At 46.6% G+C, this 23,998-nt stretch carries 29 protein-coding genes and 1 tRNA gene; 19 read left to right on the top strand and 11 right to left on the bottom strand.

Annotation, left to right across the window (positions count from 1 at the left end):
* Positions 1 to 701: 701 nt before the first annotated feature.
* Positions 702 to 1,295 (top strand): GNAT family N-acetyltransferase, encoded by a 594-nt coding sequence (locus ACXADP_RS15005; RefSeq protein ID WP_027953537.1) that lies wholly within the window; start codon positions 702 to 704, stop codon positions 1,293 to 1,295.
* Positions 1,296 to 1,579: 284 nt separating this feature from the next.
* A complete protein-coding gene (gene spxA / locus ACXADP_RS15000) occupies positions 1,580 to 1,975 on the top strand; it encodes a transcriptional regulator SpxA (protein ID WP_027953538.1) in 396 nt (131 codons plus the stop codon).
* A 61-nt stretch (positions 1,976 to 2,036) separates the two neighbouring features.
* On the opposite strand, the gene ACXADP_RS14995 is transcribed toward spxA, so the two are convergent.
* Positions 2,037 to 2,702 carry a TerC family protein gene (locus tag ACXADP_RS14995; RefSeq protein WP_474967866.1) on the bottom strand — a complete coding sequence of 222 codons (666 nt, stop codon included), beginning with the start codon at positions 2,700 to 2,702 and terminating at the stop codon, positions 2,037 to 2,039.
* Between the two features lie 297 nt (positions 2,703 to 2,999).
* Here ACXADP_RS14995 and mecA point away from each other — a divergent pair, with 297 nt between their 5' ends.
* The 3 genes from mecA to pepF all read left to right on the top strand — a co-directional run bounded on the left by mecA (position 3,000) and on the right by pepF (position 6,804).
* Positions 3,000 to 3,692, top strand: coding sequence for an adaptor protein MecA (mecA, locus tag ACXADP_RS14990; RefSeq protein WP_474967867.1), 693 nt, complete (start codon positions 3,000 to 3,002; stop codon positions 3,690 to 3,692).
* A 90-nt stretch (positions 3,693 to 3,782) separates the two neighbouring features.
* A complete protein-coding gene (locus ACXADP_RS14985) occupies positions 3,783 to 4,925 on the top strand; it encodes a competence protein CoiA (RefSeq protein WP_474971842.1) in 1,143 nt (380 codons plus the stop codon).
* Between the two features lie 70 nt (positions 4,926 to 4,995).
* Positions 4,996 to 6,804 (top strand): oligoendopeptidase F, encoded by a 1,809-nt coding sequence (gene pepF / locus ACXADP_RS14980; RefSeq protein WP_474971841.1) that lies wholly within the window; start codon positions 4,996 to 4,998, stop codon positions 6,802 to 6,804.
* Positions 6,805 to 6,931: 127 nt separating this feature from the next.
* Here the strand turns inward: pepF and ACXADP_RS14975 are convergent, their stop codons facing one another.
* The 4 genes from ACXADP_RS14975 to ACXADP_RS14960 form a co-directional block, all read right to left on the bottom strand.
* On the bottom strand, positions 6,932 to 7,108 hold the full coding sequence (locus ACXADP_RS14975; protein ID WP_474967870.1) for a hypothetical protein: 177 nt from the start codon (positions 7,106 to 7,108) through the stop codon (positions 6,932 to 6,934).
* A gap of 85 nt (positions 7,109 to 7,193) precedes the next feature.
* The gene (locus ACXADP_RS14970; RefSeq protein WP_474967871.1) at positions 7,194 to 8,081 is read right to left on the bottom strand and encodes a ClpXP adapter SpxH family protein; all 888 of its coding nucleotides are present in this window, start codon (positions 8,079 to 8,081) and stop codon (positions 7,194 to 7,196) included.
* 2 nt (positions 8,082 to 8,083) lie between these two features.
* A complete protein-coding gene (locus ACXADP_RS14965) occupies positions 8,084 to 8,476 on the bottom strand; it encodes a globin domain-containing protein (protein ID WP_027953544.1) in 393 nt (130 codons plus the stop codon).
* Between the two features lie 55 nt (positions 8,477 to 8,531).
* Positions 8,532 to 9,113 (bottom strand): CYTH domain-containing protein, encoded by a 582-nt coding sequence (locus tag ACXADP_RS14960; protein WP_474967872.1) that lies wholly within the window; start codon positions 9,111 to 9,113, stop codon positions 8,532 to 8,534.
* Positions 9,114 to 9,244: 131 nt separating this feature from the next.
* Here ACXADP_RS14960 and yjbM point away from each other — a divergent pair, with 131 nt between their 5' ends.
* The 3 genes from yjbM to ACXADP_RS14945 are packed head-to-tail and all read left to right on the top strand — an operon-like array spanning position 9,245 to position 11,575.
* Positions 9,245 to 9,883: a GTP diphosphokinase gene (gene yjbM / locus ACXADP_RS14955; RefSeq protein ID WP_474967873.1), complete on the top strand. Its 639-nt coding sequence runs from the start codon at positions 9,245 to 9,247 to the stop codon at positions 9,881 to 9,883.
* A gap of 14 nt (positions 9,884 to 9,897) precedes the next feature.
* Entirely contained in the window at positions 9,898 to 10,704 is an 807-nt protein-coding gene (locus tag ACXADP_RS14950) for an NAD kinase (RefSeq protein ID WP_027953547.1), read from the top strand.
* Positions 10,670 to 11,575, top strand: coding sequence for an RluA family pseudouridine synthase (locus ACXADP_RS14945; protein ID WP_474967874.1), 906 nt, complete (start codon positions 10,670 to 10,672; stop codon positions 11,573 to 11,575). The genes ACXADP_RS14950 and ACXADP_RS14945 overlap by 35 nt, the downstream gene beginning before the upstream one ends.
* Positions 11,576 to 11,621: 46 nt before the next feature.
* On the opposite strand, the gene prpE is transcribed toward ACXADP_RS14945, so the two are convergent.
* Positions 11,622 to 12,356: a bis(5'-nucleosyl)-tetraphosphatase PrpE gene (gene prpE, locus ACXADP_RS14940; RefSeq protein ID WP_474967875.1), complete on the bottom strand. Its 735-nt coding sequence runs from the start codon at positions 12,354 to 12,356 to the stop codon at positions 11,622 to 11,624.
* A gap of 284 nt (positions 12,357 to 12,640) precedes the next feature.
* On the opposite strand from prpE, the gene mgtE reads away from it, so the two are divergent.
* The 4 genes from mgtE (at position 12,641) to ACXADP_RS14920 (ending at position 17,922) form a co-directional block, all read left to right on the top strand.
* On the top strand, positions 12,641 to 14,005 hold the full coding sequence (mgtE, locus tag ACXADP_RS14935; RefSeq protein WP_474967876.1) for a magnesium transporter: 1,365 nt from the start codon (positions 12,641 to 12,643) through the stop codon (positions 14,003 to 14,005).
* 16 nt (positions 14,006 to 14,021) lie between these two features.
* Positions 14,022 to 15,884, top strand: coding sequence for a monovalent cation:proton antiporter family protein (locus ACXADP_RS14930; protein ID WP_474967877.1), 1,863 nt, complete (start codon positions 14,022 to 14,024; stop codon positions 15,882 to 15,884).
* Between the two features lie 225 nt (positions 15,885 to 16,109).
* Positions 16,110 to 16,889, top strand: coding sequence for an enoyl-ACP reductase FabI (gene fabI / locus ACXADP_RS14925; protein ID WP_474967878.1), 780 nt, complete (start codon positions 16,110 to 16,112; stop codon positions 16,887 to 16,889).
* A 505-nt stretch (positions 16,890 to 17,394) separates the two neighbouring features.
* Complete coding sequence (locus ACXADP_RS14920) at positions 17,395 to 17,922, top strand: CotO family spore coat protein (RefSeq protein ID WP_474971840.1); 528 nt, start codon at positions 17,395 to 17,397, stop codon at positions 17,920 to 17,922.
* Positions 17,923 to 17,966: 44 nt separating this feature from the next.
* Here ACXADP_RS14920 and ACXADP_RS14915 read toward each other — a convergent pair whose 3' ends face one another.
* Complete coding sequence (locus ACXADP_RS14915) at positions 17,967 to 18,440, bottom strand: CotY/CotZ family spore coat protein (RefSeq protein ID WP_474967880.1); 474 nt, start codon at positions 18,438 to 18,440, stop codon at positions 17,967 to 17,969.
* 189 nt (positions 18,441 to 18,629) lie between these two features.
* Between ACXADP_RS14915 and ACXADP_RS14910 the strand changes: the two genes are divergently transcribed.
* The 5 genes from ACXADP_RS14910 (at position 18,630) to ACXADP_RS14890 (ending at position 20,773) form a co-directional block, all read left to right on the top strand.
* Positions 18,630 to 18,863, top strand: coding sequence for a hypothetical protein (locus ACXADP_RS14910; protein WP_474967881.1), 234 nt, complete (start codon positions 18,630 to 18,632; stop codon positions 18,861 to 18,863).
* A 67-nt stretch (positions 18,864 to 18,930) separates the two neighbouring features.
* Positions 18,931 to 19,257, top strand: a complete 327-nt coding sequence (locus ACXADP_RS14905; RefSeq protein ID WP_474971839.1) for a DUF1360 domain-containing protein — start codon at positions 18,931 to 18,933, stop codon at positions 19,255 to 19,257.
* Complete coding sequence (locus tag ACXADP_RS14900; protein ID WP_474971838.1) at positions 19,254 to 19,481, top strand: hypothetical protein; 228 nt, start codon at positions 19,254 to 19,256, stop codon at positions 19,479 to 19,481. The genes ACXADP_RS14905 and ACXADP_RS14900 overlap by 4 nt, the downstream gene beginning before the upstream one ends.
* Positions 19,482 to 19,538: 57 nt before the next feature.
* The gene (locus ACXADP_RS14895; RefSeq protein ID WP_474967884.1) at positions 19,539 to 19,850 is read left to right on the top strand and encodes a hypothetical protein; all 312 of its coding nucleotides are present in this window, start codon (positions 19,539 to 19,541) and stop codon (positions 19,848 to 19,850) included.
* Between the two features lie 23 nt (positions 19,851 to 19,873).
* Positions 19,874 to 20,773: an MBL fold metallo-hydrolase gene (locus tag ACXADP_RS14890; protein WP_474971837.1), complete on the top strand. Its 900-nt coding sequence runs from the start codon at positions 19,874 to 19,876 to the stop codon at positions 20,771 to 20,773.
* On the opposite strand, the gene ACXADP_RS14885 is transcribed toward ACXADP_RS14890, so the two are convergent.
* The 4 genes from ACXADP_RS14885 to ACXADP_RS14870 all read right to left on the bottom strand — a co-directional run bounded on the left by ACXADP_RS14885 (position 20,760) and on the right by ACXADP_RS14870 (position 23,255).
* Positions 20,760 to 21,437 (bottom strand): DUF421 domain-containing protein, encoded by a 678-nt coding sequence (locus ACXADP_RS14885; RefSeq protein WP_474970364.1) that lies wholly within the window; start codon positions 21,435 to 21,437, stop codon positions 20,760 to 20,762. The two genes, ACXADP_RS14890 and ACXADP_RS14885, sit on opposite strands and share 14 nt — an antisense overlap.
* A 104-nt stretch (positions 21,438 to 21,541) precedes the next feature.
* Positions 21,542 to 21,970, bottom strand: coding sequence for a GNAT family N-acetyltransferase (locus ACXADP_RS14880; protein ID WP_474970365.1), 429 nt, complete (start codon positions 21,968 to 21,970; stop codon positions 21,542 to 21,544).
* A gap of 5 nt (positions 21,971 to 21,975) precedes the next feature.
* Positions 21,976 to 22,491, bottom strand: coding sequence for a YjcG family protein (locus tag ACXADP_RS14875; RefSeq protein ID WP_474967886.1), 516 nt, complete (start codon positions 22,489 to 22,491; stop codon positions 21,976 to 21,978).
* 35 nt (positions 22,492 to 22,526) lie between these two features.
* The gene (locus ACXADP_RS14870; RefSeq protein ID WP_474971836.1) at positions 22,527 to 23,255 is read right to left on the bottom strand and encodes an alpha/beta hydrolase; all 729 of its coding nucleotides are present in this window, start codon (positions 23,253 to 23,255) and stop codon (positions 22,527 to 22,529) included.
* 237 nt (positions 23,256 to 23,492) lie between these two features.
* Between ACXADP_RS14870 and ACXADP_RS14865 the strand changes: the two genes are divergently transcribed.
* Positions 23,493 to 23,565 (top strand) — tRNA-Val (locus ACXADP_RS14865).
* A 154-nt stretch (positions 23,566 to 23,719) separates the two neighbouring features.
* A complete protein-coding gene (locus ACXADP_RS14860; RefSeq protein ID WP_474967888.1) occupies positions 23,720 to 23,965 on the top strand; it encodes a biotin/lipoyl-containing protein in 246 nt (81 codons plus the stop codon).
* The last annotated feature ends 33 nt before the right edge of the window (positions 23,966 to 23,998 follow it).

The raw sequence follows: 23,998 nt of genomic DNA, 5'->3' as shown, positions 1-23,998 counted from the left end.
TTCTTTCTTACCGCCAGGAGCGAAAGCCCCTTCCCTTTCCGCGGACGAGCGCCCGAGCTTCCTCGCAACACCCACGCTCGGCGATCTCGGCCCACTCGTTCTTCCGCAGGAGTGGAAGGGGCACCGCTCCTTGGGGGTTCTTTAACATCGACAAAGACTCTCCTTCACCCCGCTCACCCTTGCTGGATGGAGAACAATCTTTTTCATATTCCGGCAGACACCCGTCATCAGCGCTTGTTCTTTCCCTTCTTTTCCACGCAGGCGGCCATAGCGCAGCTCATGCCGTTCTTTGGAATCTGCAAACCTGCATAGGGCGCAGTCTCTTTCCTCTATATTCTAACGTCGACACGTGGAGCGTTCGGTGGTGATGCCTGCGGGAACAGCACGGGCCGAAGATCCACTTGGGCAGGCGACCTTCCTGACCAAGTTAGCTGAGGGCGTGCCCGCGGCATTCATCCACCGATAAGCGGAAAGTGACCTTTCACACGACAAATGGGCAACTCTAACTGGTTAACATAGGTTTTTTTATTCAAACATGAGAAGGCGGCTTGTATTTTTGAGATTAATGGCCGTGAACGCCGGGAATAACGTAAGTAATGAAAGTAAAGCCTAAGTGCTGGCAAGGGTTGTACAGCGGTGCATTTAACAAGGATAGGAATTTTCGCTATAATGAAAGGGACTAATGATAAGGGAGCAGATCAATGAATTGGTATGAAAAGCTGAACGAATATTTCCCAGTTGAGGAAATGAAGTCAAAAGAACACATGGAAGCTTTATTAAAGGAAAAAAGCGATGTCTACTACAAAGACGAGGGGGAATACCACGTCCTGATGTATGCTGAATTCGACAGCTTTCTTTTCATCGATTATGTATACGTTTCCACCGCAGCGCGGGGACAGGGACTCGGTCATAAGCTCATTGAAAAAATGAAGGCCAAGGGCAAACCCATCATCCTTGAAGTAGAACCTGTGGATTATGAAGACTCTGATACGGAGGCGCGTCTCCGCTTTTATCAAAGGGAAGGTTTCACACATGCCCAATCCATTGGATATACCCGCCGCTCTGTCGTAACGAATGAAATGAACAGTATGGAAATTTTATACTGGTCACCGGATGATGCATCGGAAGAGCAGATTTTCGAGCAGATGAAGAAAATGTACACAGAAATCCATACGTATAAGGATGAACAGTTTTATGGAAAGTCGTATCAGCCGGTAGAGGAAGTGCTGACCCACGACGAGAAAAGGGACACCGAGGATATTCTGGACGAACTCGGGAAAACCCGTCAGACATAAGAAAAATACCCGCTGCTATTCCGGCGGGTATTTTCAATGACTGTGCAGTAGTTGATAAATGAGTTGGAAAGAAAAAATGCAGAAATGGTGTTTAACTTCTATATGTAAGTGGTATAAGGGTATAAGAACCAGAAATTGATTGCTTTTCATAACATATGTTCGTATAGATATAGAAAAAACTTGACAACTGTGTTATAGTAGAACTATAGTACAGATTGTACTGATTATAAAAAAAGAAGCAATTGAATCTCTACCATAAAATATTTGAGGAGTGAAGTTTCTGTATGGTTACACTTTATACCTCACCAAGTTGTACATCATGTCGAAAGGCGAAGGCTTGGTTGGAAGAGCATAACATCCCTTATACGGAACGAAATATCTTTTCTGAGCCGCTTACACTGGATGAAATCAAGGAAATCCTTCGTATGACTGAGGATGGAACGGAAGAAATCATCTCTACGCGCTCTAAAGTTTTCCAGAAGTTGAAAGTTGATTTCGATCAGCTTCCAATGCAGGATCTGTTTGATCTGATCCAGGAAAACCCGGGATTGCTGCGCCGCCCGATCATCATTGATGATAAGCGCCTGCAGGTTGGTTATAACGAGGACGAAATCCGTCGTTTCCTTCCGCGCAGTGTGCGTACATTCCAGTTGAAAGAAGCTCAACGTCTCGTTAATTAATACAAAATAAAAACTGCGACAGCCCAGGCTGCCGCAGTTTTTATTTTAGGCTTGAATATTGTCAAATCGCCGTTCCTTTTCGTTTATTTATCCAATACCCTAAAGTAATAATGATAATGACCATAATTACAGCAAACCATTGATGGATGTATGGGAAATCTTCCATATACTGCATCATGTATCGATCCTCTTTTACCATTTCTGCAGCTGTATAAGCTAAAATTCCGGCCCCGAAATAAATGAGCAGGGGAAACTTGTCCATCATATGAAGAATGATCCGGCTTCCCCATACAATGATAGGAACGGAAACGAGCAGCCCGATGATAACCAGCAGAATATTATTGTGGGAAGCGCCTGCAATGGCCAGGACATTATCGAAGCCCATGACGATATCAGCAAACACAATCGTTTTTACCGCCGCGGCAAGACTGTCACCCGCCTTGATGTGGTCGGTTTCCTCGGTATCCGTCAGCAGTTTGAAGGCAATGTAAAAAAGAAGCAGCCCTCCGATTAATTGAAGAAAGGGAATTTGGAGAAGATAAAGAGCAACCACCGTTAACAGGACTCTTGCCGCAATAGCAAGCCCTGTTCCGAATAAGATTGCTTTATTCCTTTGTTCCGGAGGCAGGTTCCGGCTGGCCAGAGCGATGACAACCGCATTATCACCGCCGAGAATAATGTCGATGCTGATAATGATGAAGAGTGGTTCAAGTAGGTCCCAGTTCATGAAAAAAATCCTCCTGCTACGTAGTGACAAACTAATGGTAATAAGCTAAAATGAAAAATCAACCCGCTTCACTACAGGCTCTGTTCTAATCTATTCAGAACGCGGACAGCTCTATGCTGAATTCGAGCAATTTGTTTTTCATTTTGCTTCAGCTGTCATACAATAGAATCACATCAACCCTTACATGGCACATTATCACGGTTGAAGTTCAGGCCTGAAGGGTAAGGGTCTAGGAAGAAGCACAAAGGGTGAGCATTCCCTTCCCCCTTAAAACATGTTTAGAAGGGAGAGAAACGTATGGAAATCGAACGCATTAATGAGAATACCGTAAAATTTTACGTAACATATCAGGATGTAGAACAAAGAGGTTTTGATCGAGAAGAAATTTGGTATAACCGTGAAAGAAGTGAACAGCTTTTCTGGGAAATGATGGATGAAGTGAACGATAAGGAAAATTTCCAGTCGGACGGACCGCTTTGGATCCAAGTCCAGGCTATGGACAAAGGTCTGGAAGTGATCGTTACAAAAGCTCAAGTATCCCAGGATGGTCAAAAGCTTGAACTGCCGAATGATGAAGGTAAGGGTGTCGATGTTCCGCTGGATGAAAAACTTGAATCCCTGCTGGATGATAAATACCAGTCATCCGGAGATTATAAGCAGTCTGAGGAAGATGGAGAAGAAGAGTCGGAAGGTTCCTTGACTTTCACCTTGAAATTCAATGAGTTCGAAGATATTATCCAGCTCAGTCATTATCTATCTATTCCTGAATCAATGGAACAGCGCTTATTCCACTTCGAAGACCGTTACTACTTGTATATTCAGTTCGATGATGAACGTATGAATGATGACGAACAGGAAAATACGCTGAGCCAGCTGATGGAATATGCTCACGAGTCATCCTTGACCGTCCATCGTCTTGAGGAGTATGGGAAAGTCATCTTTGAAGAGCAGGCCCTGCAGCAGATCAGACAATACTTTCCACTTGATTAATATAAACAAGCACACACCATCGTGTGCTTATTTTTTTTGCAGGCAGGAGAAAATGACACGATGTCGAATATTGGGGAGAGGTGATGCTTTATGCTGTATGCTCTTAATGATCAAGAGCAGCTTCAGTCCATTTATCAAAAATCCTTCTCCGATATTTCCCGATTGAAAGAGCGCGCTTATTATTGCCCAACCTGCCGGGAGCCTGTCCGGATCCGATCGGGACCCAAAGTGATACCGCACTTTGCTCATCTCCCAGACAGCCGCTGTTCCTCGATCAAAGGCGGGGAATCAGAGGAGCATGAAGCTGGAAAGTGGCTGATATACCAATGGCTGAGAGCCCAGGGGTATCAGGTAGAACTGGAACGTTACCTTCCCGGTATTCAACAACAGCCAGATGTCTACATTTCCGGTTCTAATCGAAAGGTCGCCGTAGAGTATCAGTGCTCTACGATACCGGTTACAGACATATGGAAGCGTACAAAGAGGTACGTGGACCATGGGGTTTTCCCTTTATGGATCCTTGGACCGAAACACTGGAAAAAGAAAGGCCCTCACATGCTCCAATTTAATACCTTTCTTCAATCCTTCTTATATCAATGGTCTGCTTGTTATCAACTCTTCTTCTTTCACCCACGCGAAAAGACGATGACGACAGCGTCTGGTCTCCGCTGGTTGTCCCCAGCCTCTGTGACCGGTTCGTTTCACTCCTTTTCCTTACCGCAAAGCACGTTTCCTCAAATGTTCTCCCCCGGCCGGAAAGCCGTACTTCCTTCGATATTCCATCACTGGAAAAAATCCTGGCACAACAACCGGTCGACATACCGCCGGGAGCCGGGAAGTAAGGAGAAGCAGTTCCGGCAGTATTTATACTTGAAGGGGTATCACTTTTCCCTCATTCCAAGCGTTTGTTACCTTCCCGTAGCCAGTCAGATGCAGCTGAGTGTAAAGCCTTACATATGGCAGACAAGGCTTTTATTAGACCATTTTACTCCAGTGCCCGTCGGTTCGGTGGTGGATTTTCCGAAAATGGAAGTTCCGGTTACGATTAATCAATACAGGCCTGATCCTGCAGCGGAGTATGCAGAGCTGCTCAGCCTCTTAAATATCCTGAAAAAAACAGGGAACAATAAGTGGGTGAAAACCAGGGAGGTTGCTTTCCCGGCCACTATGGAGGAAGCCTTTCTGGATGACCGGACCACGCTGGCCAGGTTGAAAAATTTAAAGATCATGTAGCAGCGGGGAGGTATTTTTTCTTTTATCGAGAAGTGAATGAGGATGAGGAATGAAATAAAGGAGGATGCAGATGTCATCTACTAAGCAACTGCCAAAACGAGAAGAAGTCCCTGTAGAAAAAACATGGAACCTTGAAGCCATGTATGCTGCAGATGAAGACTGGTATAAAGACCTTGAAGAAACGAAAGCCATGCTTCCTGAAATGGAGAAATATCAGGGCCGTATCGGTGAATCTGCTGAACAATTATATGAGCTTTTATCTTTCCAGGATAAAATATCCAATAAAATCGGGCTGTTATTCACGTATGCCCATATGCGCAACGATCAGGATACCACGAACGCCTATTATCAGGAAATGAATGCAAAAGCGGAAAACCTCTACACGAAAATCGCTTCCGCAATGAGTTTTATCGTGCCGGAGATTCTAGCCCTGCCGGAAGGAAAGGTGCAGTCCTTTCTGAATGAGCACGAGCCTCTCAAGCTGTATGAGCATACTTTGGATGAGATTACCCGTCAGCGTGCCCACGTTTTAAGTGAGAAGGAAGAAAAACTTCTTGCCGGTTTTTCTGAAATTGGAGCAAGCCCATCCCAAACCTTCGGGGCGCTGAATAATGCGGATCTTACCTTCCCATCCATAAAGAATGAACAAGGGGAAGAGGTGGATCTCACCCACGGCCGTTATATCAACTTCCTGAAATCGGATGACAGGGATGTGCGGAAATCGGCCTTTGATGCGATGTATGATACGTTCGGTGCATTTAAAAATACATTCGCCTCCACGCTCAGCGGGCATGTGAAAAAGAACAATTTCAATGCCCAGGTCAGGAAATACGACCGTGCAAGACAGGCGAAGCTGGATAACAATAATATTCCGGAATCCGTGTACGATAACTTGATTGAAGCAGTCACGGAACGTCTTCCACTGCTTCACCGTTATGTCGAACTGAGAAAAGAAGTATTGAATCTTGATGAAGTCCATATGTACGATCTCTACACGCCGCTGGTCAAAGAAGCGGAGATGGATATTCCATATGAGGAAGCCAAAGATCTTGTGCTGAAAGGTCTGGAGCCTCTTGGAGAGGAATACGTGAACACTGTGAAGGAAGGGTTTGAAAACCGCTGGATCGATGTCGTCGAAAACAAAGGCAAGCGCAGTGGGGCTTACTCTTCCGGCCATTACGGAACAAATCCGTATATTTTAATGAACTGGCAGGATAATGTAAACAATTTGTTTACACTTGCCCATGAGCTCGGACATTCCCTGCACAGCTACTATACGCAAGAGAATCAGCCGTATCGGTATGGAAATTATTCCATTTTCGTGGCTGAAGTTGCGTCCACGTGTAATGAGGCTCTTCTGAATGAGTACATGACCAAAAATACGAACAGTGATAAAGAAAAGCTGTATCTGCTGAACAATTTCCTGGAAGGTTTCCGAGGCACAGTTTTCCGTCAGACGATGTTTGCGGAATTTGAGCACACGATTCATATGCAGGCTCAGAACGGGGAAGCGCTGACCGCTGAGAAACTGACCGACATCTACTATGATCTAAACAAAAAATACTTCGGGGAAAACATCGTTATCGACGAAAAGATCGGCCTGGAGTGGGCGAGAATCCCTCACTTCTATATGGGCTATTACGTTTATCAATATGCGACGGGCTATGCAGCCGCACAAGCTCTGGCTGGACAGATTCTTGAAGAAGGCAGCCCTGCTGTCGAACGTTATAAGAATTTCCTGAAGGCCGGAAGCAGTGATTATCCGATTGAAGTGCTGAAGCAGGCCGGTGTTGATATGACATCGAAAGATCCGATTTCGTCCGCCCTGGATGTCTTTGAGGAAAAACTGAATGAAATGGAGCAGCTCCTCAAAAAATAATAAAAAAGCTTGTAGAGAAACGTTGTGTTTTTCTACAAGCTTTTTTGTTCCCAAGCGTTCCTGCCCTGCGGAAAGGAAAACACTCCTTTCCACAGCCGGCCGTATGGGTGAGAAGGACAGAAAAGGGTTAATGAAAGCCTTTGAATGTTTTTTTGTAGGAGGCCGCCGATACAATGAGGAAAATGGCTGTAAACAAGAGAGGGGAAGTGATGTAGAGAGGATAGAGATGCATCAGAGCAAACAAGTGAAAAAGTAAAAGCATGAACAGAACAGCCAGTGCAGCCAGCGTCAACCATATTTTCATGACCAGTCCTCCTTTATAAAAATGTATGATCAAGGGGGATTCGTCATGATCCGGCCATAAAAAAGCTCCCGGAGAGGGAGCTTTTTTATGAACCGATATATTTCCAGAAAGCCCCGTGCTTCACAGGGACTTCGCGTACTTTCTGTTTTAGGACGAGCTTCTTCATTTCGTGTTTAGCTTCTTGTTCCGTCCAGTCATAAACGACGGCAATTTCCTTATTGGCTACAAAGCGATAGTGCTGTAAGAAATCCTCTAAATCGGGTTTGACCCCCGGCTTAGGATCCTTCTGCAGCATTTCTTTCAACACTTTCACATAAACATCGTACGAATACAGGCCGGTCACTTTTAATCCGGCGTCTTCTTCTGATTCATTGAAAATGACGATGGTCGGAGTAGAATCCACTTCCATCTCACCAGCAAGCTTCATGTCGCATTGAAGAGCTCGGCGGGCTGCATCAGAATGAAGATCCCGTTTGAACTCAGCAACATCCAGACGGCTGTTTTCTGCGCATTCAATAAGAACTTCTTCATTGGAAATGTCCTTCTTTTCCAGAAACACGTACTCCTGGATCTTACGAAGGAAGCGCATGCCTGCTTTTTTACCCTGCAGTTCGGCGGCTTTAACAGCCAGGGAAGTCGCAAGCGGGGAGGCGACAGGATTTTCAAGCCATACATCCCCATCACAGCACATGCCTGTTCTGGAACCGGTGTGGTCCCATTCTTTTTTCAGGTTTTCGGCTTTTCTGCCGTAACTCTCCTGTAAGGAAGTAAGATTTCCGCTAATGACCGGGCGGATGGTAAAGAAGCGTCCATATTCGATCGTGAGCTTTTTAAGAAAGGGTTCAAGTGACCAGCATTCTGGACAAAGCGGGTCGATGAAGACGTATATCTCTATAGGGCGTTTCAATAAATTAAAAAAGCCGCTTGATGTTCCGTTTGTCTGTTGATCACGATTTAAACTTTTCCAACCCACAACTATTCTCCTTTCTCATCCTCAGGTGTATTCATCATATGGTTGGCCGTTTTCACGAGCCGGTCGAACATGGCAGAGCGGTAAGGCTCCTCCAGATCCACTTCTGTCATAGCTCCGGACATGCAGGACAACCAGGCATCTCTCCGGGCAGGAGTGATTTCAAAAGGAAGGTGCCTGGCCCGCAGCATCGGATGGCCGTGCTCTTCCACATAGAGAGGAGGGCCTCCGAAAAACTGTGTTAAAAATTGTTTCTGTTTCCGGATGGTTTCTGTAAAATCATCCGGAAATATCGGAATCAAATCCGGATGCTGCTGGACTCTCTTGTAGAAGGCTTCCACCAGTTCGTCGATCTTTTCTTTTCCGACGGCATCGTAAAACGATTGATTTCGCTGCATAGCATCCCATCCTTGTCTGTTCAACATTTTAGCAATGAGGGGTGTCTGACAGCAACTATTCTGATTTGAGCTTAGCGTTATAGAAACGTTTGATCTTATTATCTGTTTCGCGCTCAGGAATATTGCAGGACTCAAGAATTTCCTGGATTACGGCTTTTCCCGACGTTCTGCTCTCTGCTTCCACCTCAAGTTCGTAATCCTCCTGGTCATAATAGAGGCTGTGGTCAAGGACAACAAGGGCCCCATTATACTCCAATTCTTTCCGCCTTGTTGTCAGCGAACCTAAGTAGTGCAGGTGATCCGGATCAATGCCGAGATCACGCAGCTGTTTGAACACCCGGCTTTTTTCCACTCGTTTGTTCTGTATCCATAAATTGGCTTCTTCCTCTGTGAGGGAATCATGTGTTTCAAGCAGACCTTCCGGGTGCGGCTGCTTCAAGGTCAGTGTCCACTGATCGGATTTTTTACGGATTCTCAAAGCCGCTCCGTGCTGTTTCAGTTTTAGATCTTCTGTTTCAAAATAATAATTGGTTTGTTCGATAAGTTCAACTGATTTGAATGGTAAAAAATGATAAACCCTGTTGTATTCTTCTTCCTTCAGCAGGTTTTTGAATTCAATTTCGATTTCCTGGGTCATGAGAACCCCTCCTGTATTGTAGTTCCTTTGGTCACTCTGCTTCTTCAGCAGGCTGACTTTATGATACAATGAATGAAAGATAAAACGCACATAATTACTATAAAGATTGGTTACATAAAGGTGGACGCTTAATGAATTGGGATATATTTATAGCTCCATATGCTCAGGTAGTTGAGGAGCTGAAAATAAAGCTGAAAGGCATGAGGCGGCAGTTTGAATATGAGGAGGAACAGTCTCCTATAGAGTTTGTAACCGGACGCGTTAAGCCGAAAACAAGTATATTAGAAAAAGCGAGACGAAAAGGAATCAATCCTGAAAACATTGAAGAGGAAATTCAGGACATTGCTGGTGTGCGCGTCGTCTGTCAGTTTGTGGACGATATTTACGCTGTTGTGAATATGCTGCGAAACAGGCATGACTTAAAGGTTGTGGAGGAAAAGGACTATGTGTCCAGAAAAAAAGACAGCGGATACCGTTCCTTCCACGTGATTATCGAGTACCCTGTTGAAACCATTCACGGGGAAAAGCGGCTGCTCGCTGAAGTTCAGATCCGGACCCTGGCGATGAACTTCTGGGCGACCAATGAACATTCGTTAAACTACAAATATTCGGGTAAGATACCTGCAGAGATCAAATCCCGTCTGAAGCGCGCAGGCGAGGCCGCCTTTCAATTAGATGAAGAAATGTCCAAGATAAAAAATGAGGTGCAGGAAGCCCAGCGTGCTTTCTTAAGAAAAGAAGAACAGAAGAAAAACCCGAAAAAAATGTAGAGGAGTGGCCGACAATGAAGTTTTCGATCTTATCTAAGGGAGATCAGAAATCCAACGAAATCCGTTCAAAAATTAAGAATTACTTAACCGAATTCCAGCTGGAATATGATGAGGATGAGCCTGAACTGGCCATATCCGTAGGCGGGGACGGAACCCTTCTGGAAGCTTTCCATACGTATGTCCATCGTTTGGATAAAACCGCATTTATCGGTATTCATACCGGGCATCTTGGTTTCTATGCAGACTGGATGCCGGAAGAACTTGAAAAACTGATCATTGAAATAGCGAAAACGCCGTTTCAAGTGGTGGAGTATCCACTCCTTGAGGTGACGATCCGCCCGAAAGATGGCAGTGAAGAAGACCGTTACCTTGCGTTGAATGAATGCACGATCAAAACATCCGAAGGTTCTGTCGTAATGGATATTGAAATCAAGGGCGATCATTTCGAAACCTTCCGGGGAGACGGCTTATGTGTATCCACACCTTCAGGAAGTACAGCTTACAACAAGGCGCTTGGGGGAGCGATCCTTCATCCATCCCTGGAGGCCTTCCAGATTGCCGAAATGGCTTCCATCAACAACCGGGTGTTCCGTACGATCGGGTCACCCCTGATCCTGCCGAGCCATCATACATGTATGTTCAAGCCGCTTCACGACCGCAGCTTCCTGTTCACCATCGATCACATTTCAAGAACGTATAAAGACGTGAAGTCGATCCAGTGCCGGGTGGCAGAAGAAAAAGTACGGTTCGCCCGCTTCCGTCCATTCCCATTCTGGAAACGCGTGCATGACTCCTTCGTGGCGGATGAATACTCCGTCTAAAGTGATAAAGCGGTGGACCATCACCGCCGCTTATTCCGGTTGGTCAAGTCGGGACTTCCTGTTTGGGGCGGGGGAATTCTCCCGGCAGCTGATCAAAAAAGTGCGGATCAGCGGCAGCGTTTTTGTCAACGGTGAACGGATGGACATGTGGCAGCCGCTGAGGAGCGGTGATCTTCTTGAAGTGGAATTTCCAGAGGAAGAACGCGGGTCCATTCAGCCGATGGAAGGTCCGCTTTCCATTGTGTATGAAGATGAGGATGTACTCGTCATCAATAAACCGGCCGGCCTTTTTTCGGTCCCAGCTCTTGATAAAAACGAACCATCTGTAGCGGCTTTTCTGCTTTTCCGATACATTCAGGAAAACGATCCATGCACGGTTCACATCGTCACACGACTGGATAAGGACACAAGCGGATTGATGCTGGTCGCTAAACACGCGTACAGCCACCGCCTGCTGACACAGAGCATGAAGAAAATTGACCGCCGGTATAAAGCTGTAGCGGAGGGAAGATTACAAGCGGATCAAGGCATCGTGAATCAGCCCATTGCACGGGCAGAGGGATCGATTATCCGCCGTACGATATCGTCGGAAGGACGGCCGGCTGAGACACGTTATGAAGTGGAGAAAAGGAGCGGGGCATATACATGGCTCCGCCTCCAGCTCATGACGGGACGGACGCATCAAATCAGGGTCCACTTGGAACATCTGGGTTATCCGCTTGCGGGGGATACCCTTTATGGTGGAAACGCCTGCCCGTGGATCCCGGGACAGGCGCTGCACTGTTACCAATTGAACTTCCGTCATCCCTGGAGTAAGAAAAGGATGACATTCGTAACGGAAACACCTGAAGAGTGGGATCTTTTCGCTTGAGGACATAGGGTTCTCAAGCTTTTTTTCACCTTATGATGGGTAGATATCAATCGTATCGGAATTTCTCTTCTATATAAGGCATGGAGGAGGAGACGCTGACCACCTCTTCTTCCGGAAGCCTGAAAGCCGTCAGTTTTCCTCCAAAAACACATCCGGTATCAATATTGACGGTCTTATTGACAAAGCGTGGCGTTTTTACAGGTGTGTGCCCATAAACAATCCACCGGCTTCCTTTATAGTCCTGAGCCCAGTCTCTCCTCACCGGGCGCCCGTCGGGGAGTTTTTCCCCGGTGATATCTCCATATAAAATGAACGTTTCGATTCGTCTGCTTCGTTTTCCGATATCTTCCTCTTTAATACCGGCATGAGCTACGACAGCTCCTGTATCTTGCAGAATCAAGTGCAGCGGGGCTTCTTCGTAAAGCTGGAGAAACTGCTTTTTCACCAATTGCTGCTCCTTCCCGGGCAGGTTTCTGTATTCCGCCGCGGTCGTTTCCAGTCCGTGTTTTTCCTGGACCGGGTTTCCGAGAAAGAACCGGTACAATTTGTTACAGTGATTTCCCGGGACATAAAGGGCGTTTTGTTCATAGACAAGTCTGTAAACAAGCCGGATGCACCCGAGAGAGTCCGGACCTCTGTCCGTGATATCTCCGACAAATACCGGTGTACGGCCATCCGGATGGAGGGGGAGTCCGTCGCTCCAATTGTAACCAAGCTTCTCGAACAGTTGAACAAGCTCGGGGAGACAGCCGTGGACATCTCCGATCACATCATAGGTCATAATGACGCTCCTTTTGGTAATGGAATGAGAGGCTGCAGGTGTTTTAAAAGGGCAGGAATTGCAGCGCATGAAGGAATCTGAATGATATTTTTCCCACGGGGATGAATAATAAACATGGCCGCCCGTTATTCCATCCCGGAGGGGCCTTTCTGTTAGACTATGGATAGGCGTGGAGACGGTACGGAAGCTGAATTTAAAAGTTGCGTGACATTCGTTGACAAACCTATGAATCACAATTAAGATTAAACGGTCAAAAACGAAATAGACACGGGGGAGGGCTGCTTATGGAACACTTAGATGACCACGAGCGGAAAGAAGTCTGGGCAAATATTAAAGATGCCCTGTTCAATGAACATATCGATCAGTTTCGTGCTGAATTTTTGGAGATGCATCCCTATGATCAGGCGCGGATTTTTGAGGATCTGGATGCGGATGTAAGAATGCAGATCTATACTTATTTGTCACCGGAAGAAGTGGCAGATGTGATGGAGCATATCGATTATGAGGAAATTGAACCCTTCTTTTCAGAAATGGATCCAAGATTTGCCGCCCAGGTGTTTGCCGAAATGTCTGCCGATGATGCTGTTGATATATTCAACGAATTAGATAAAGATAAAGTAGCCAGCTTCCTGACGATCATGGATGATGAAGCTGCGGACGAAATCAAGGACCTGCTCCATTATGAGGAGAAAACCGCAGGGTCCATCATGACCACAGAGTTCGTTGTCGTAAAGGCCGGTATGACGATCAAGGAAGCCATGGTGCATTTGAGAACAGAAGCCCCTGATGCCGAAACGATTTACTATACGTATGTCATAGATGAAGATAAAAGGCTGGTTGGTGTTATTTCGTTGAGGGATTTGATTATTTCTGAAGAAGACTGGCTGATTTCCGATGTCATGAATGAACGGGTGGTATCGGTATCAGTAGGGGAAGATCAGGAAGAGGTCGCCCGGATGGTCAGGGATTATGACTTTCTCGCGCTTCCTGTTGTCGATTTTCAAGATCATCTGCTTGGTATCATTACTGTGGATGATATTATGGACGTCATGGAAGAAGAGGCCAGCGATGATTACTCGAAGTTTGCTGCGATTTCTGATGTGGACAGTCCGGATGATAACGCTTTTGCCTCAGCGAAAAAGAGGCTTCCCTGGCTGGTGATCCTGCTATTTTTAGGGAGTTTAACAGCCAGCCTGATCGGGCGGTTTGAGGAAACGTTGGATAAAGTAGCCATTCTTGCCATCTTTATTCCGCTGATTGCCGGAATGGGTGGAAACACGGGTACTCAGGCGCTTGCTGTTGCTGTCCGTGGAATTGCTACAGGAGAAATAGAGAAACAAGGAAAATGGAAAATGATGATGAGAGAAGCAGGTACTGGTGTGATCACCGGAGTTTCCTGTGGTGTGCTGATTACCCTTATCGTTTATATATGGCAGGGAAACTTTTTCTTAGGATTATTAGTAGGTTTGTCCATTTTATTAACGCTGATTGTTGCAACGCTCGCAGGATCTCTCGTCCCCCTTATCATGCATCGTTTGAACATTGACCCCGCTGTTGCCTCAGGGCCATTCATCACAACAGTGAATGACTTGATTTCCATTCTGATTTACTTCGGTATGGCAACAGCCTTTATGAATTTTTTGATATGAAGGAAGGAGGGCGAGTATGGAACATGGTGCTTCAGTAACTTCACTGGTTATTGTCATAATTGCAGCATTTATTACTCCCATCCTACTCCACCGGTTTAAACTGAATATGATTCCGGTGGTAGTAGCAGAAATCATCGTAGGTTTGATTATAGGTCAAAGTGGATTTGACCTTGTTGAACAGGGAAGCTGGCTTGAAATACTATCGACCCTGGGGTTCATTTTTCTTATGTTCCTGAGTGGTCTTGAAATAGACTTCTCCATTTTTGCAAGCAAGAAGAAACGTGCGAAACCGGTCAACCAGGGAACCGGCGCCCCCAATCCAGTATGGGTGGCGGTCATCGTATTTGTCGGAATATTCGTCATTTCCCTGGCGCTGTCCTATGTATTCGTGCTGGCTGGATTTATAGACAATGCCTTTCTTATGACGTTGATCATTTCAACGATCTCCCTTGGTGTAGTTGTTCCAACTTTGAAAGATGCACAGATGATGAAAACGACAATCGGTCAGACGATCCTTCTGATCGCTGTAATCGCCGACCTCGTTACCATGATCCTATTGGCCGTATTCGTCTCCATTTATGGAGAGAACGGCGGCAATACGTGGCTTCTGCTTATTTTGTTTGCTGCTGGTGTCCTTTTCTATTACATCGGGAAAAAGTTCCGTCATCAATCCTTTGTGGAGACGATGGCTAAAGGTACCATCCAGATTGATACACGTGCCGTCTTTACATTGATCCTGCTTCTCGTTGCTTTATCGGAAACTGTGGGTGCGGAAAACATTCTGGGCGCCTTCTTAGCGGGTACTCTTGTATCTCTGCTTTCACCGAACCCGGAAATGGTCAAAAGGCTCGACAGTTTTGGATATGGCTTCTTAATCCCGATCTTCTTCGTCATGGTCGGTGTAGAAATAGATATTTGGAGTTTGTTTACGGATACACGTGTCCTGTTATTGATTCCGCTGCTGTTTGCAGCCCTGTTGATTTCCAAAATTGTTCCGGCCTTGATCCTTTCGAAATGGTATGACCGTAAGACGGTGTTCGGATCCGGATTTATCCTGACGTCCACCTTATCTCTCGTTATTGCCGCTGCTGCGATTGGCAAAAGGGAAGGAATGATTGACGATCAGATGGAAGGGGCGCTTATTCTTGTAGCCGTCCTGACCTGCGTTGTCGCACCGATCGTCTTTAAAAAGGTATATGGACGCTTTGAGGATGAGGACCATAAAACGGTGGTTTCCTTCATCGGATCCAACCGGATGACGCTTCCTGTTGTGCGTGAACTGGATATCAACGCGTATGAAACGCATTTGTACCATACGAAAGTGGATAAAATCGATGAACGAATCAGCCGGAACTGCTTTGATATCAAGGAGCTGGACGGTTACAACGTCGAGAATATGAAAGAGCTGGGTGTCTTTGATGTGGACCTTGTCGTCGCCTCTACAGGGGACGAGGAAAGGAACGCAGAAATCGCCCGATATGCGAAAGAACAAGGTGTGGAGCGGATTATTGTCCGAGTCGAATCTCCTGAGCTTTCTACAGAGATGAGGGAGCTTGGCATAAGTGTTTTCAGCGTCTTCCTGTCCTCGAAGGCTCTTTTGAAAGCGATGATCGAAGCACCGAACGTGCTTGATATTTTGACAAAGCAGGATAGTGCGCTTTATCAGATCAATATGAACAATTCCATGTATAACGGCGTCCATATCCGGGAGTTCCCTTTTACAGGAGACGTAATCATGGTCCGGATCTTCCGTGGCAAAGATTCCATCGTTCCTCACGGCGATACGGAGCTGAAAATCGGGGACCGCTTAATCGTGACAGGTTCCAACGAGTATGTGGATGAACTCAAAATGGAACTGGAATACTGTGAATGGTGCTGATGATGAACTTCCGCTTTTGTTAGAGCAGCCATTGAGCTTGTAGAGAAACTCCGTGTTTTTCTACAAGCTTTTTATGTATGCGGGACTAGTGACCACACCCTTCATTAGATGATTAGGGTTTTTTTATGGATCCTGATTTGTTTTTCAAACGTGGATCGTTTAAAATAGGAGCAGGTACTAATAACAAATACTAATTTGTGAGAATGATTGAGGAGGGAAATCAGCGTGAACTTTTCTTTAGAAGGACGTACGTATGTAGTCATGGGTGTTGCCAACAAGCGGAGTATTGCGTGGGGAATTGCACGTTCTCTGCACGCAGCGGGCGCCCGGTTGATTTTCACCGTGGCATCGGAACGGTTTAAAAAGTCGGTACAGGACTTGGCCGCGACTCTGGACGGAGTGGAAGAACCACTGGTGTATGAGTGCGATGTGACAAACGACGAAGCGATTATCCACACATTTCAAGAAATCGGACGGGATGTCGGAACGATTCACGGACTTGCGCATTGTATTGCCTTTGCGAACAGGGAAGAGCTGAAGGATGAGTTTTTGAACACAAGCCGTGATGGATTTTTAACAGCCCACAATATCAGTTCCTACTCACTGACGGCTGTTGCGCGTGCTGCCCAGCCATTGATGACCGACGGAGGAAGCATCGTTACGCTGACGTACCTTGGCGGAGAGCAGGTTGTAAAAAACTACAACGTTATGGGTGTAGCGAAAGCCAGTCTGGATGCCAGCGTGAAATATCTGGCCAATGACTTAGGGAAGCATAACATCCGTGTGAATGCGATTTCTGCCGGACCTATCCGGACATTATCAGCTAAAGGTGTCGGTGATTTCAATGAAATTATGAAAGTGATCGAAGAGCGTGCTCCACTGCGCCGACCGGTGACTCAGGAGGAAGTCGGCGATACCGGCTACTACTTGATGAGTGACCTGTCCCGTGGTGTGACAGGAGAAATCATCCACGTTGACTCCGGATTCAGTATTGTCGCTTACTAAAGAAAAAATCCGTCCATTTTGATGAGGCCACTGAAATCCTCCTTCCTATCAAGAGATGTGGTTAAAGGTTGTTGTTGATTTTCAGGAATCGCTTGTCGATGGATGCTTGCCGCGGGCACGGCCTCAGCTGACTTGGGGAGGAAGACCACTGGACCAAGTGGATCTCCGGATCGCGCTGTTCCCACAGGCGTCACCATCGAACGCTCGTCATGGAATCAACGGTGTCCCATCTAATTAAGAGTGATTTTCTTTGATTTATCAAAGAAAATCACTCTTTTTTCTTGTGCAATGAAAAGAAGAGATGAAAATGAGGGGTTCCATGTTCGACCGTCAATGATCCATGTAAATCATTTTCACAGCCGCGTCACTCCTAACAGGATGAGGATCAAGAGAAAGAATGTGTAAATAATACGGAAACTTCCACGATGATCGTCGAAAATGAACATGGGAGAAAGACAGGGCATATACATAAGGTGATGACCGACTGGAAAAGGAGAGATCGAACATGGCCGATGAAAAACGTCTTGCCAAGCAGCCGATGCTTTACATTGTTCAGCCGAAAAATCTAAAGCCTGCCGTTGTTCCTATGCAGACGAGTTTCCGCACGGAACGCTCAGTAAGGTCACGTGGTTCTGAACAGCCCGCTGCAAAAGAAACACCACGATATGAAAAAGAAGCACGGATGCGCCGAACCCATGCCGCTCATACAGAAGAAGTAACAAAACTACTTCCGGAGAATACCGACGCGCCTGAGGTGGAAAACGATCGGGATAACGAAGAAAAGCAAGTATCCAGCCGGGAGCGCAGGCAGCGATTCCACGAACTCTCCCTGGAGGAAAAAGTGGATTACTTTTTTCAATTATCCCCCCATGTTCCGAAGATGAAATGTGAAGTGACGACAAAAGAAGATCAGCTCAGAGGGTACATTACCGATTATCAGGATGGTAAAGTCCATATGAAGGTGTTTCAGCGGCCGTTTCAGAGGGAGATTGACTTTGATACGATTATTGATATTCGTCTACTGGGCTTTTGAAACAGAAAAAACCGCGCCTGTTTGCGCGGTTTTTTTCTGATTTCTTACAGCGTGCTGGCAGCCGGAAGGCAGGTAACGTGGCAGAAGCAGTTCAAGTCCACCGTGATGCAGATCCCTGAAGCGCGAAGGTCGCGGCAGCTTTGATCAGCAGGTGATTTCGGATCGTCGTCTCTCGAATCCTCATCGTCTCCGTTGCGGTCAGAGAATAGAAGTTCAAGAATCGCACATCCATCGTCGTCTACGGACTTGACGCGGAAGAAAAAGCTCCCTTTGACATTACAGCGCTCTCCGCTGCGTTTTGAACCGTAACCTTTAAAAGGCTTGCATCCGTCTTTACAGTAAAGAATAACAGGTACTGTATCGAAACCTGATCCTCCGTTACTGTCACCCAGAAGGTCTGCGATTGATTGTTCACAGCTCGTTGTGCAATCGTGCAGGACGTCATTCTGAGCATCCACGATGTCTTTTAGGATATCAATAACACAGGAGCCTGAATCGTATTTTTTACCACAGCTCATTGTTTTTTCCCCTTTCCATACGCATTGACGTATTGTCTTTACTAGAATATGTCTGTCAGCGCTGTCGGTGTGGGCATTTGTCCGTATTCAGGCATTCCCAAAGTTTTTCGTCTTGTATGGGCGGACGACTATACCCGGCCAAGCTGAAAACCATAAAGTAACAATGAATTCGATTAAGGAGTGAGGGGAATGTCTGAGAAGAAAAAGGTCATTCATGTCAAAGACCTTGTTATTAAAGCTGATAATGTCATTATTGAGCCGCAGCACCGCGGACGTCATGACCGTGATGAAAGCAGTGACCGTGTGGATCCGTTTTTCGGAAGGAAACGCAGGGAAGCCGGGGCGGACGAAAGCAGTTCAAGTTCTAGAAAACGCCATGATGATGAGTCTTCCGACCGTCGTGGAGGATTCCGCTGGTTCTAAACTGAGTAAGCAGCCACTACGATGTATGTAGTGGCTTTTTTCTTCTTTAGAAAGGATGGGATATCAAATGTTATCCATCGCAGAATTTTTGCTGCTTGCTCTGGCGAGTTTCCGTCTGACCCGCTTGATTGTACGTGATTACATTATGGAGTGGATGAGACGTCCGTTTTTCAATGTGAAGCTGGTTACGAACGATCAAGGGGTGGAAGAAGAGTGGGTCGAGCCTAAAGGGTTTATTGGTGAAGGTTTGAGCTGTCAGTGGTGTGTCGGTGTCTGGTCCTCCATCATTATGGTCGTATTTTATCTGGTGGTCCCATACGGGGAGTGGCTCGTCTTTGTCTTTGCTCTCGCAGGTCTGCAGTCGGTTCTGTATGCATGGACAGACCGCCTGTGACGGGGAAAGAGGAAAAAAAGAAGGCAAAGACGCTGCTTGAAGTCCTGCAGGAAATCGATGTGGAAACGTCGAAATATAAAGGCATTATCAAACAGCCGGACAAGAAATTCCAGCAGTGGGAAAAGGATTTGGGAGCTTGGGAGAAAAGGTTCACCAAACAGATGACCGATGTAGAAAAATTTCTAAACAAATATGCAGGGAAGATGGAGAAGTTTTTTGAATGACAGGCCTGGTTCAATTCGGTGTTTTCGGGGTAATGGAAGATAAAGGAGGCGTTCCGGATGGGATATATTCTGCCTGTGAATCATTACCAGTATCAGGATTACCAGACAAGAGTTGTGAATCAGCACCAGCAGTCCTTTGCCGTGGATAAAATTTTCAAGGCAAGCCTCGATACGAAACGACCCGGTCGGCAGCAGAGAGAAGAGGACCGCCTTGTCTATCAGAAAAACAGTCCGTTTATCACCACGCCCGGATTCCATGCGGCAGAGGCCGAAGATCATAAGCCGGCATCCCCCGCGCATCAGAACATCGGCGTGAAAACCTATGCTGCTGTAACAGGAAAAGGCAGCTACTTCAGCGAAACTGTATAGAAATGCTTGAAGGGGCTGTAACGATGACGTTCAAACAAATCAATGATTGGTGTTTCTATGATCATTCATCCGTAAATATCGGCTACATTCATAAAGGCGGTACAGGGCTGCTGATTGATTCAGGTATCGATCGGTCATCGGTTAAAAAGGTGCTGAAGGAACTGGAAAAACGGCAGCTTCCGCTCACCCACCTATTTATCACCCATGCTCATGCGGATCATTACGGCGGAGCTTCCTATGTACAGCATACGTATGACGTTCATACATCTGCCCCCGTATTGGAAGCGTCGGTCCTTTCCAATCCATCGCTGGAGCCGCTCTATCTGTTCAGCGGGGTTGCTCCGCTTAAAGAACTCCGTAATAAGTTTCTTGAAGGTCCCCCTGTACGGATTGACAGGGTTGTCGATGAAGGACAAGTCGATTTCGGCAGGATCACAGCCGAACTTTTTCTGCTCCCGGGCCACAGTCATCATCAGCTTGCATTGAAAGCCGGAGACGTCCTGTATGCCGCGGATAGTTATTTCAGTCTGGAGACGCTCCAGAAGCACCGGATCCCGTTTCTGGTGGATGCCGGAGAAACCATCCACAGTCTGGAGCGTCTTCTGGCTATCCCGTGTGCCGGGGCATTGCCCGGCCACGGGTCATTCGAACAAGATCCCTCTGAAACGATCCGTCAAAATATCGTCTACCATCAGCGTATCCTCGATGCTGTCCAGTCGGCAGTGGAGTCGACAGGAGAGGTGACGCACGAAGAGCTGATTTCCATTCTGTGTACGAAGTGGGATGTGCAGGCGCCTGCGCTCGGGCAGTGGCTCTTATATCGGACGGCTGTAACCGCTTATGCCGTAACCTTGAAAAAAGCAGAAGTGATTCAAGATCGTCTGGTTGATCATAAGTGGGTGTTTTCGGCTATAACCCGATGACAAACAAGGTTTGGTCACCATCCTGGAACTCTGCATACAGTACGGCCTCTGGTGTCTCGTAATCCTGGGCTTTCAGCTGATGATGCAGCCAATTTTCATCAAGCCCGGCTTCCTTCAGGTTATCCCAGATGACCTCCCCGTCACTGATGATGGTACGGGGAAGCGGGACGGGAAGAGGAGGGAGGTTCAAATCCTTTCGGCTGACGTTCTGAGAATGGGAGTTTTTCAACACAGAAATGGTTCCATCCGTTTCCAAAACAGCATACTGCACATCCCTGATCGAGAAGACATCCTTGGAGCGGAGAAGGTGTTGAAGCTGGTTGATATCCAGCTTATTTTTTTTGAGCTGCTCTCGGTCAATCCTTCCCTGATAAATTACGAGGGATGGGCTTCCCTCAAGAAGCTGCCGGGATCCTTTAAACTTTTCCGTGATCATCTCTGTTGTGTAAATAAGGATGCTCCACAGTATAATGGCAAAGCCGATGTCGGGAATACCGACGTCAGGATCGTAAAGGGCATTTCCTACAAGCTCTCCAAGTACAAGGGCGGAGATGAAATCAAAAGCTGTAATTTGAGTAATCTGGGATTTACCCAGTACCTTAGTCATGACAAACAGCGCGGCAAACCCGAAAAGAGTCTCCACCGTAATTTGTATATATTCCATTGAAGCGTCACGATCCTTCTTTTTCGTTCTTCTATGCCTCATTGTAGACAAAAGGGGTGGAATATAAACGAAAAAACTCCCGCCTTTCCATAGGCGGGAGCTGGTTATTCATTCAATTCTTTGACCATCGTGACATGTGGGATGCCGGCATCCATGAATTTGTCTGAAATCGTGACATAACCGAGGGCTTCATAAAAGGCTTCCGCCTGGGTTTGAGCATTAAGCTTGGCTTTGTCATACCCATAGTCACGCACGGCGGCTTCCAGCTGTTCAATCATCTGTCTGCCGTAGGAATGGCCGCGTTTCTCTTTCAGAACACAAATGCGCTCAAGCTTCCCGTATCCGTGGACAAACCGGAGACGGGCGGCGGCTACCGGTTTGTCGTTCTCATACCCGGTGAAATGAAGGGACGCTTCATCATGCTCATCGATTTCAAGTTCTTCAGGTACCTGCTGTTCTTGTACAAAGACGATTTTTCTCACTGTGTAGGCATCGTCCAGCTGCTGTTTGTTTCTGACCTGCCGGATATCCACGAGCTTCACCCTCTGCCAAGGCGGAATGTCTCATAGACACTCCATGCGCCGTTTTCAAGTTGGTAAAGAAGCTGGAAACGATCGACCTGATCCTGCAGATCGAATTTAAGCATAGTGAGGCTGCCGTATACATCGGAAAATTCCTCGTCTGAAAGCTTCTGAGCAATCGTGATGTGCGGAACGAAGGAGAAATCTTTTTCTTCCGGCAGTACACCAGTGTAAAGTTTATCATTCAAATCAAAAATTTCATCGGATGGTTCAATCTTCAGGTAGATGGTGTTGGTTACGGGAGAGAAGGAACTTACCTTGTACACCCCGTAGGAGAATGGCTCTGTGTTCTTGGCAATTTCCCTCAGCTGGGGGATGATTTCACTTTCAATCTGATCTTCCTCCGCTTCAAACGCCTCTTTCATCGTAATGTGAGGAGGAATCAGCGCGTAATGAGGGTCATATCGCTTGCGGTAAGAATTCGCTACATCTTGTACTTTTTTTGATGGAAACACTGCTATTCCGTATTTCATTGAACTAACCTCCTGATTGTCCCATTTTAAAACGTTTATTCACCACTAAATATGTTCAATAAAGCCCGTTCAAAATCCTTCTGCCAGGATCCCCAAGTATGACCGCCATCCAGCTCATGGTACGTATAGGAGACCGGCTTTTCCTGTAGAAGATCCCGCAGCTTTCGATTTGGTTCAAGAAAATCCATCCGCTCACCGGTTGTCGTCTCCACGTCCGTTTCCTCCAGACCGATGGTGTGATCGATGGTTAATGAAGAAAGCTGCCGCCCTGTGTCGACGACTTCCAGGACGTGATCATCGACATAAGGACTCTGCATGATGACATTTCCGAAGATATTCGGGAATTTAACAGCTGTCATTAAGGCAAGGGTTCCGGCAAGGGAATCCCCGGCCAGTGTCCGGCCTCTCCCCATATTATACCCGGGCAGCTGTTCATCAAGAAATGGGACGACCTCCCTGATGAGGAAGCTGACGTAGTCTCCCTGTCTCTGGCCGTCAGGATGGTATTTCTCCCTGCGGTCGTATTTATCCTTGTAATGTATACCAATGAAAATCGTCCGTTCCATACGTTCCTCCCTGTGGAGCTTATCGCTCAGAGTGGCAGCGCGCCCCATGGAGTAATAATCGTTTCCATCCTGCATGATACAGAAATGGTACTTGTATAGAGGAGAGAAGTTGTTCGGCGTATACACACGAAGGGTCATTTCTTCGTCTAAGTACTGACTGTTTATGGTGTACTCGGTCATGGATCCGTCTCTACCCATAAATAGACCACCTCCTTACAGCACGGAAGTATATGAAAATTTCCCGCTTAAAATTCGATGTAAACGTTGCACTTCTTATTTTATCATAGAATTGTTGAAAAAGTGGAACAGATCAATAACCCAAATGATGGAGGGAGGAGGAAGGTTTGTAAAAAAGTTTGTCGAATCATGTTGACTTCAATTGTGATCCATAGTATATTAATCTTTGTCAGCAAAAAACGACAAATTTCTACATAAGATTCCGTAGCTCAGCTGGGAGAGCGCCACCTTGACAGGGTGGAGGTCGTTGGTTCGAGCCCAATCGGAATCATCATACAAAGTGCCGGAGTGGCGCAGTTTCTCATCCAGGGAGAGGCTGCGTCACTTCTTTTTTATTTTCCAGTCATCTTGTCCTCTTCTCCCACATATGCTGTTTCAAACGCCCTGAGCTGGACCGGGCGTGGTGAGAACAGGAGGAATGAACCATGCGGCCCGAAAAAATCATTTCCCCGTGTTATGGAGAAGTGACCGAAGTCCTCGTTCAGAACGGGGAGTATGTCTATGAATGGGAACCCCTTTTTGTTATTAAGCGGGACGGGACAGAGTCAGAGGTAGCGGTGGGCATCAGCGGCAGCCTGAAAAAGCTTCATATTAAGAAAGGTGATAAAGTGTCACCTGCCACCCTTCTTGCCGAGATGGAAGACGATATGATCATATCCGGCAGCGATTAATACACAAAAGAGAACCGTCCGGAATATGGACGG

It is taken from the genome of Halobacillus sp. AWH4_228 (genome assembly GCF_056158365.1).
Note: the sequence above shows the minus strand (reverse complement) of the source record. Positions and strands in the feature narration are given on the sequence as shown.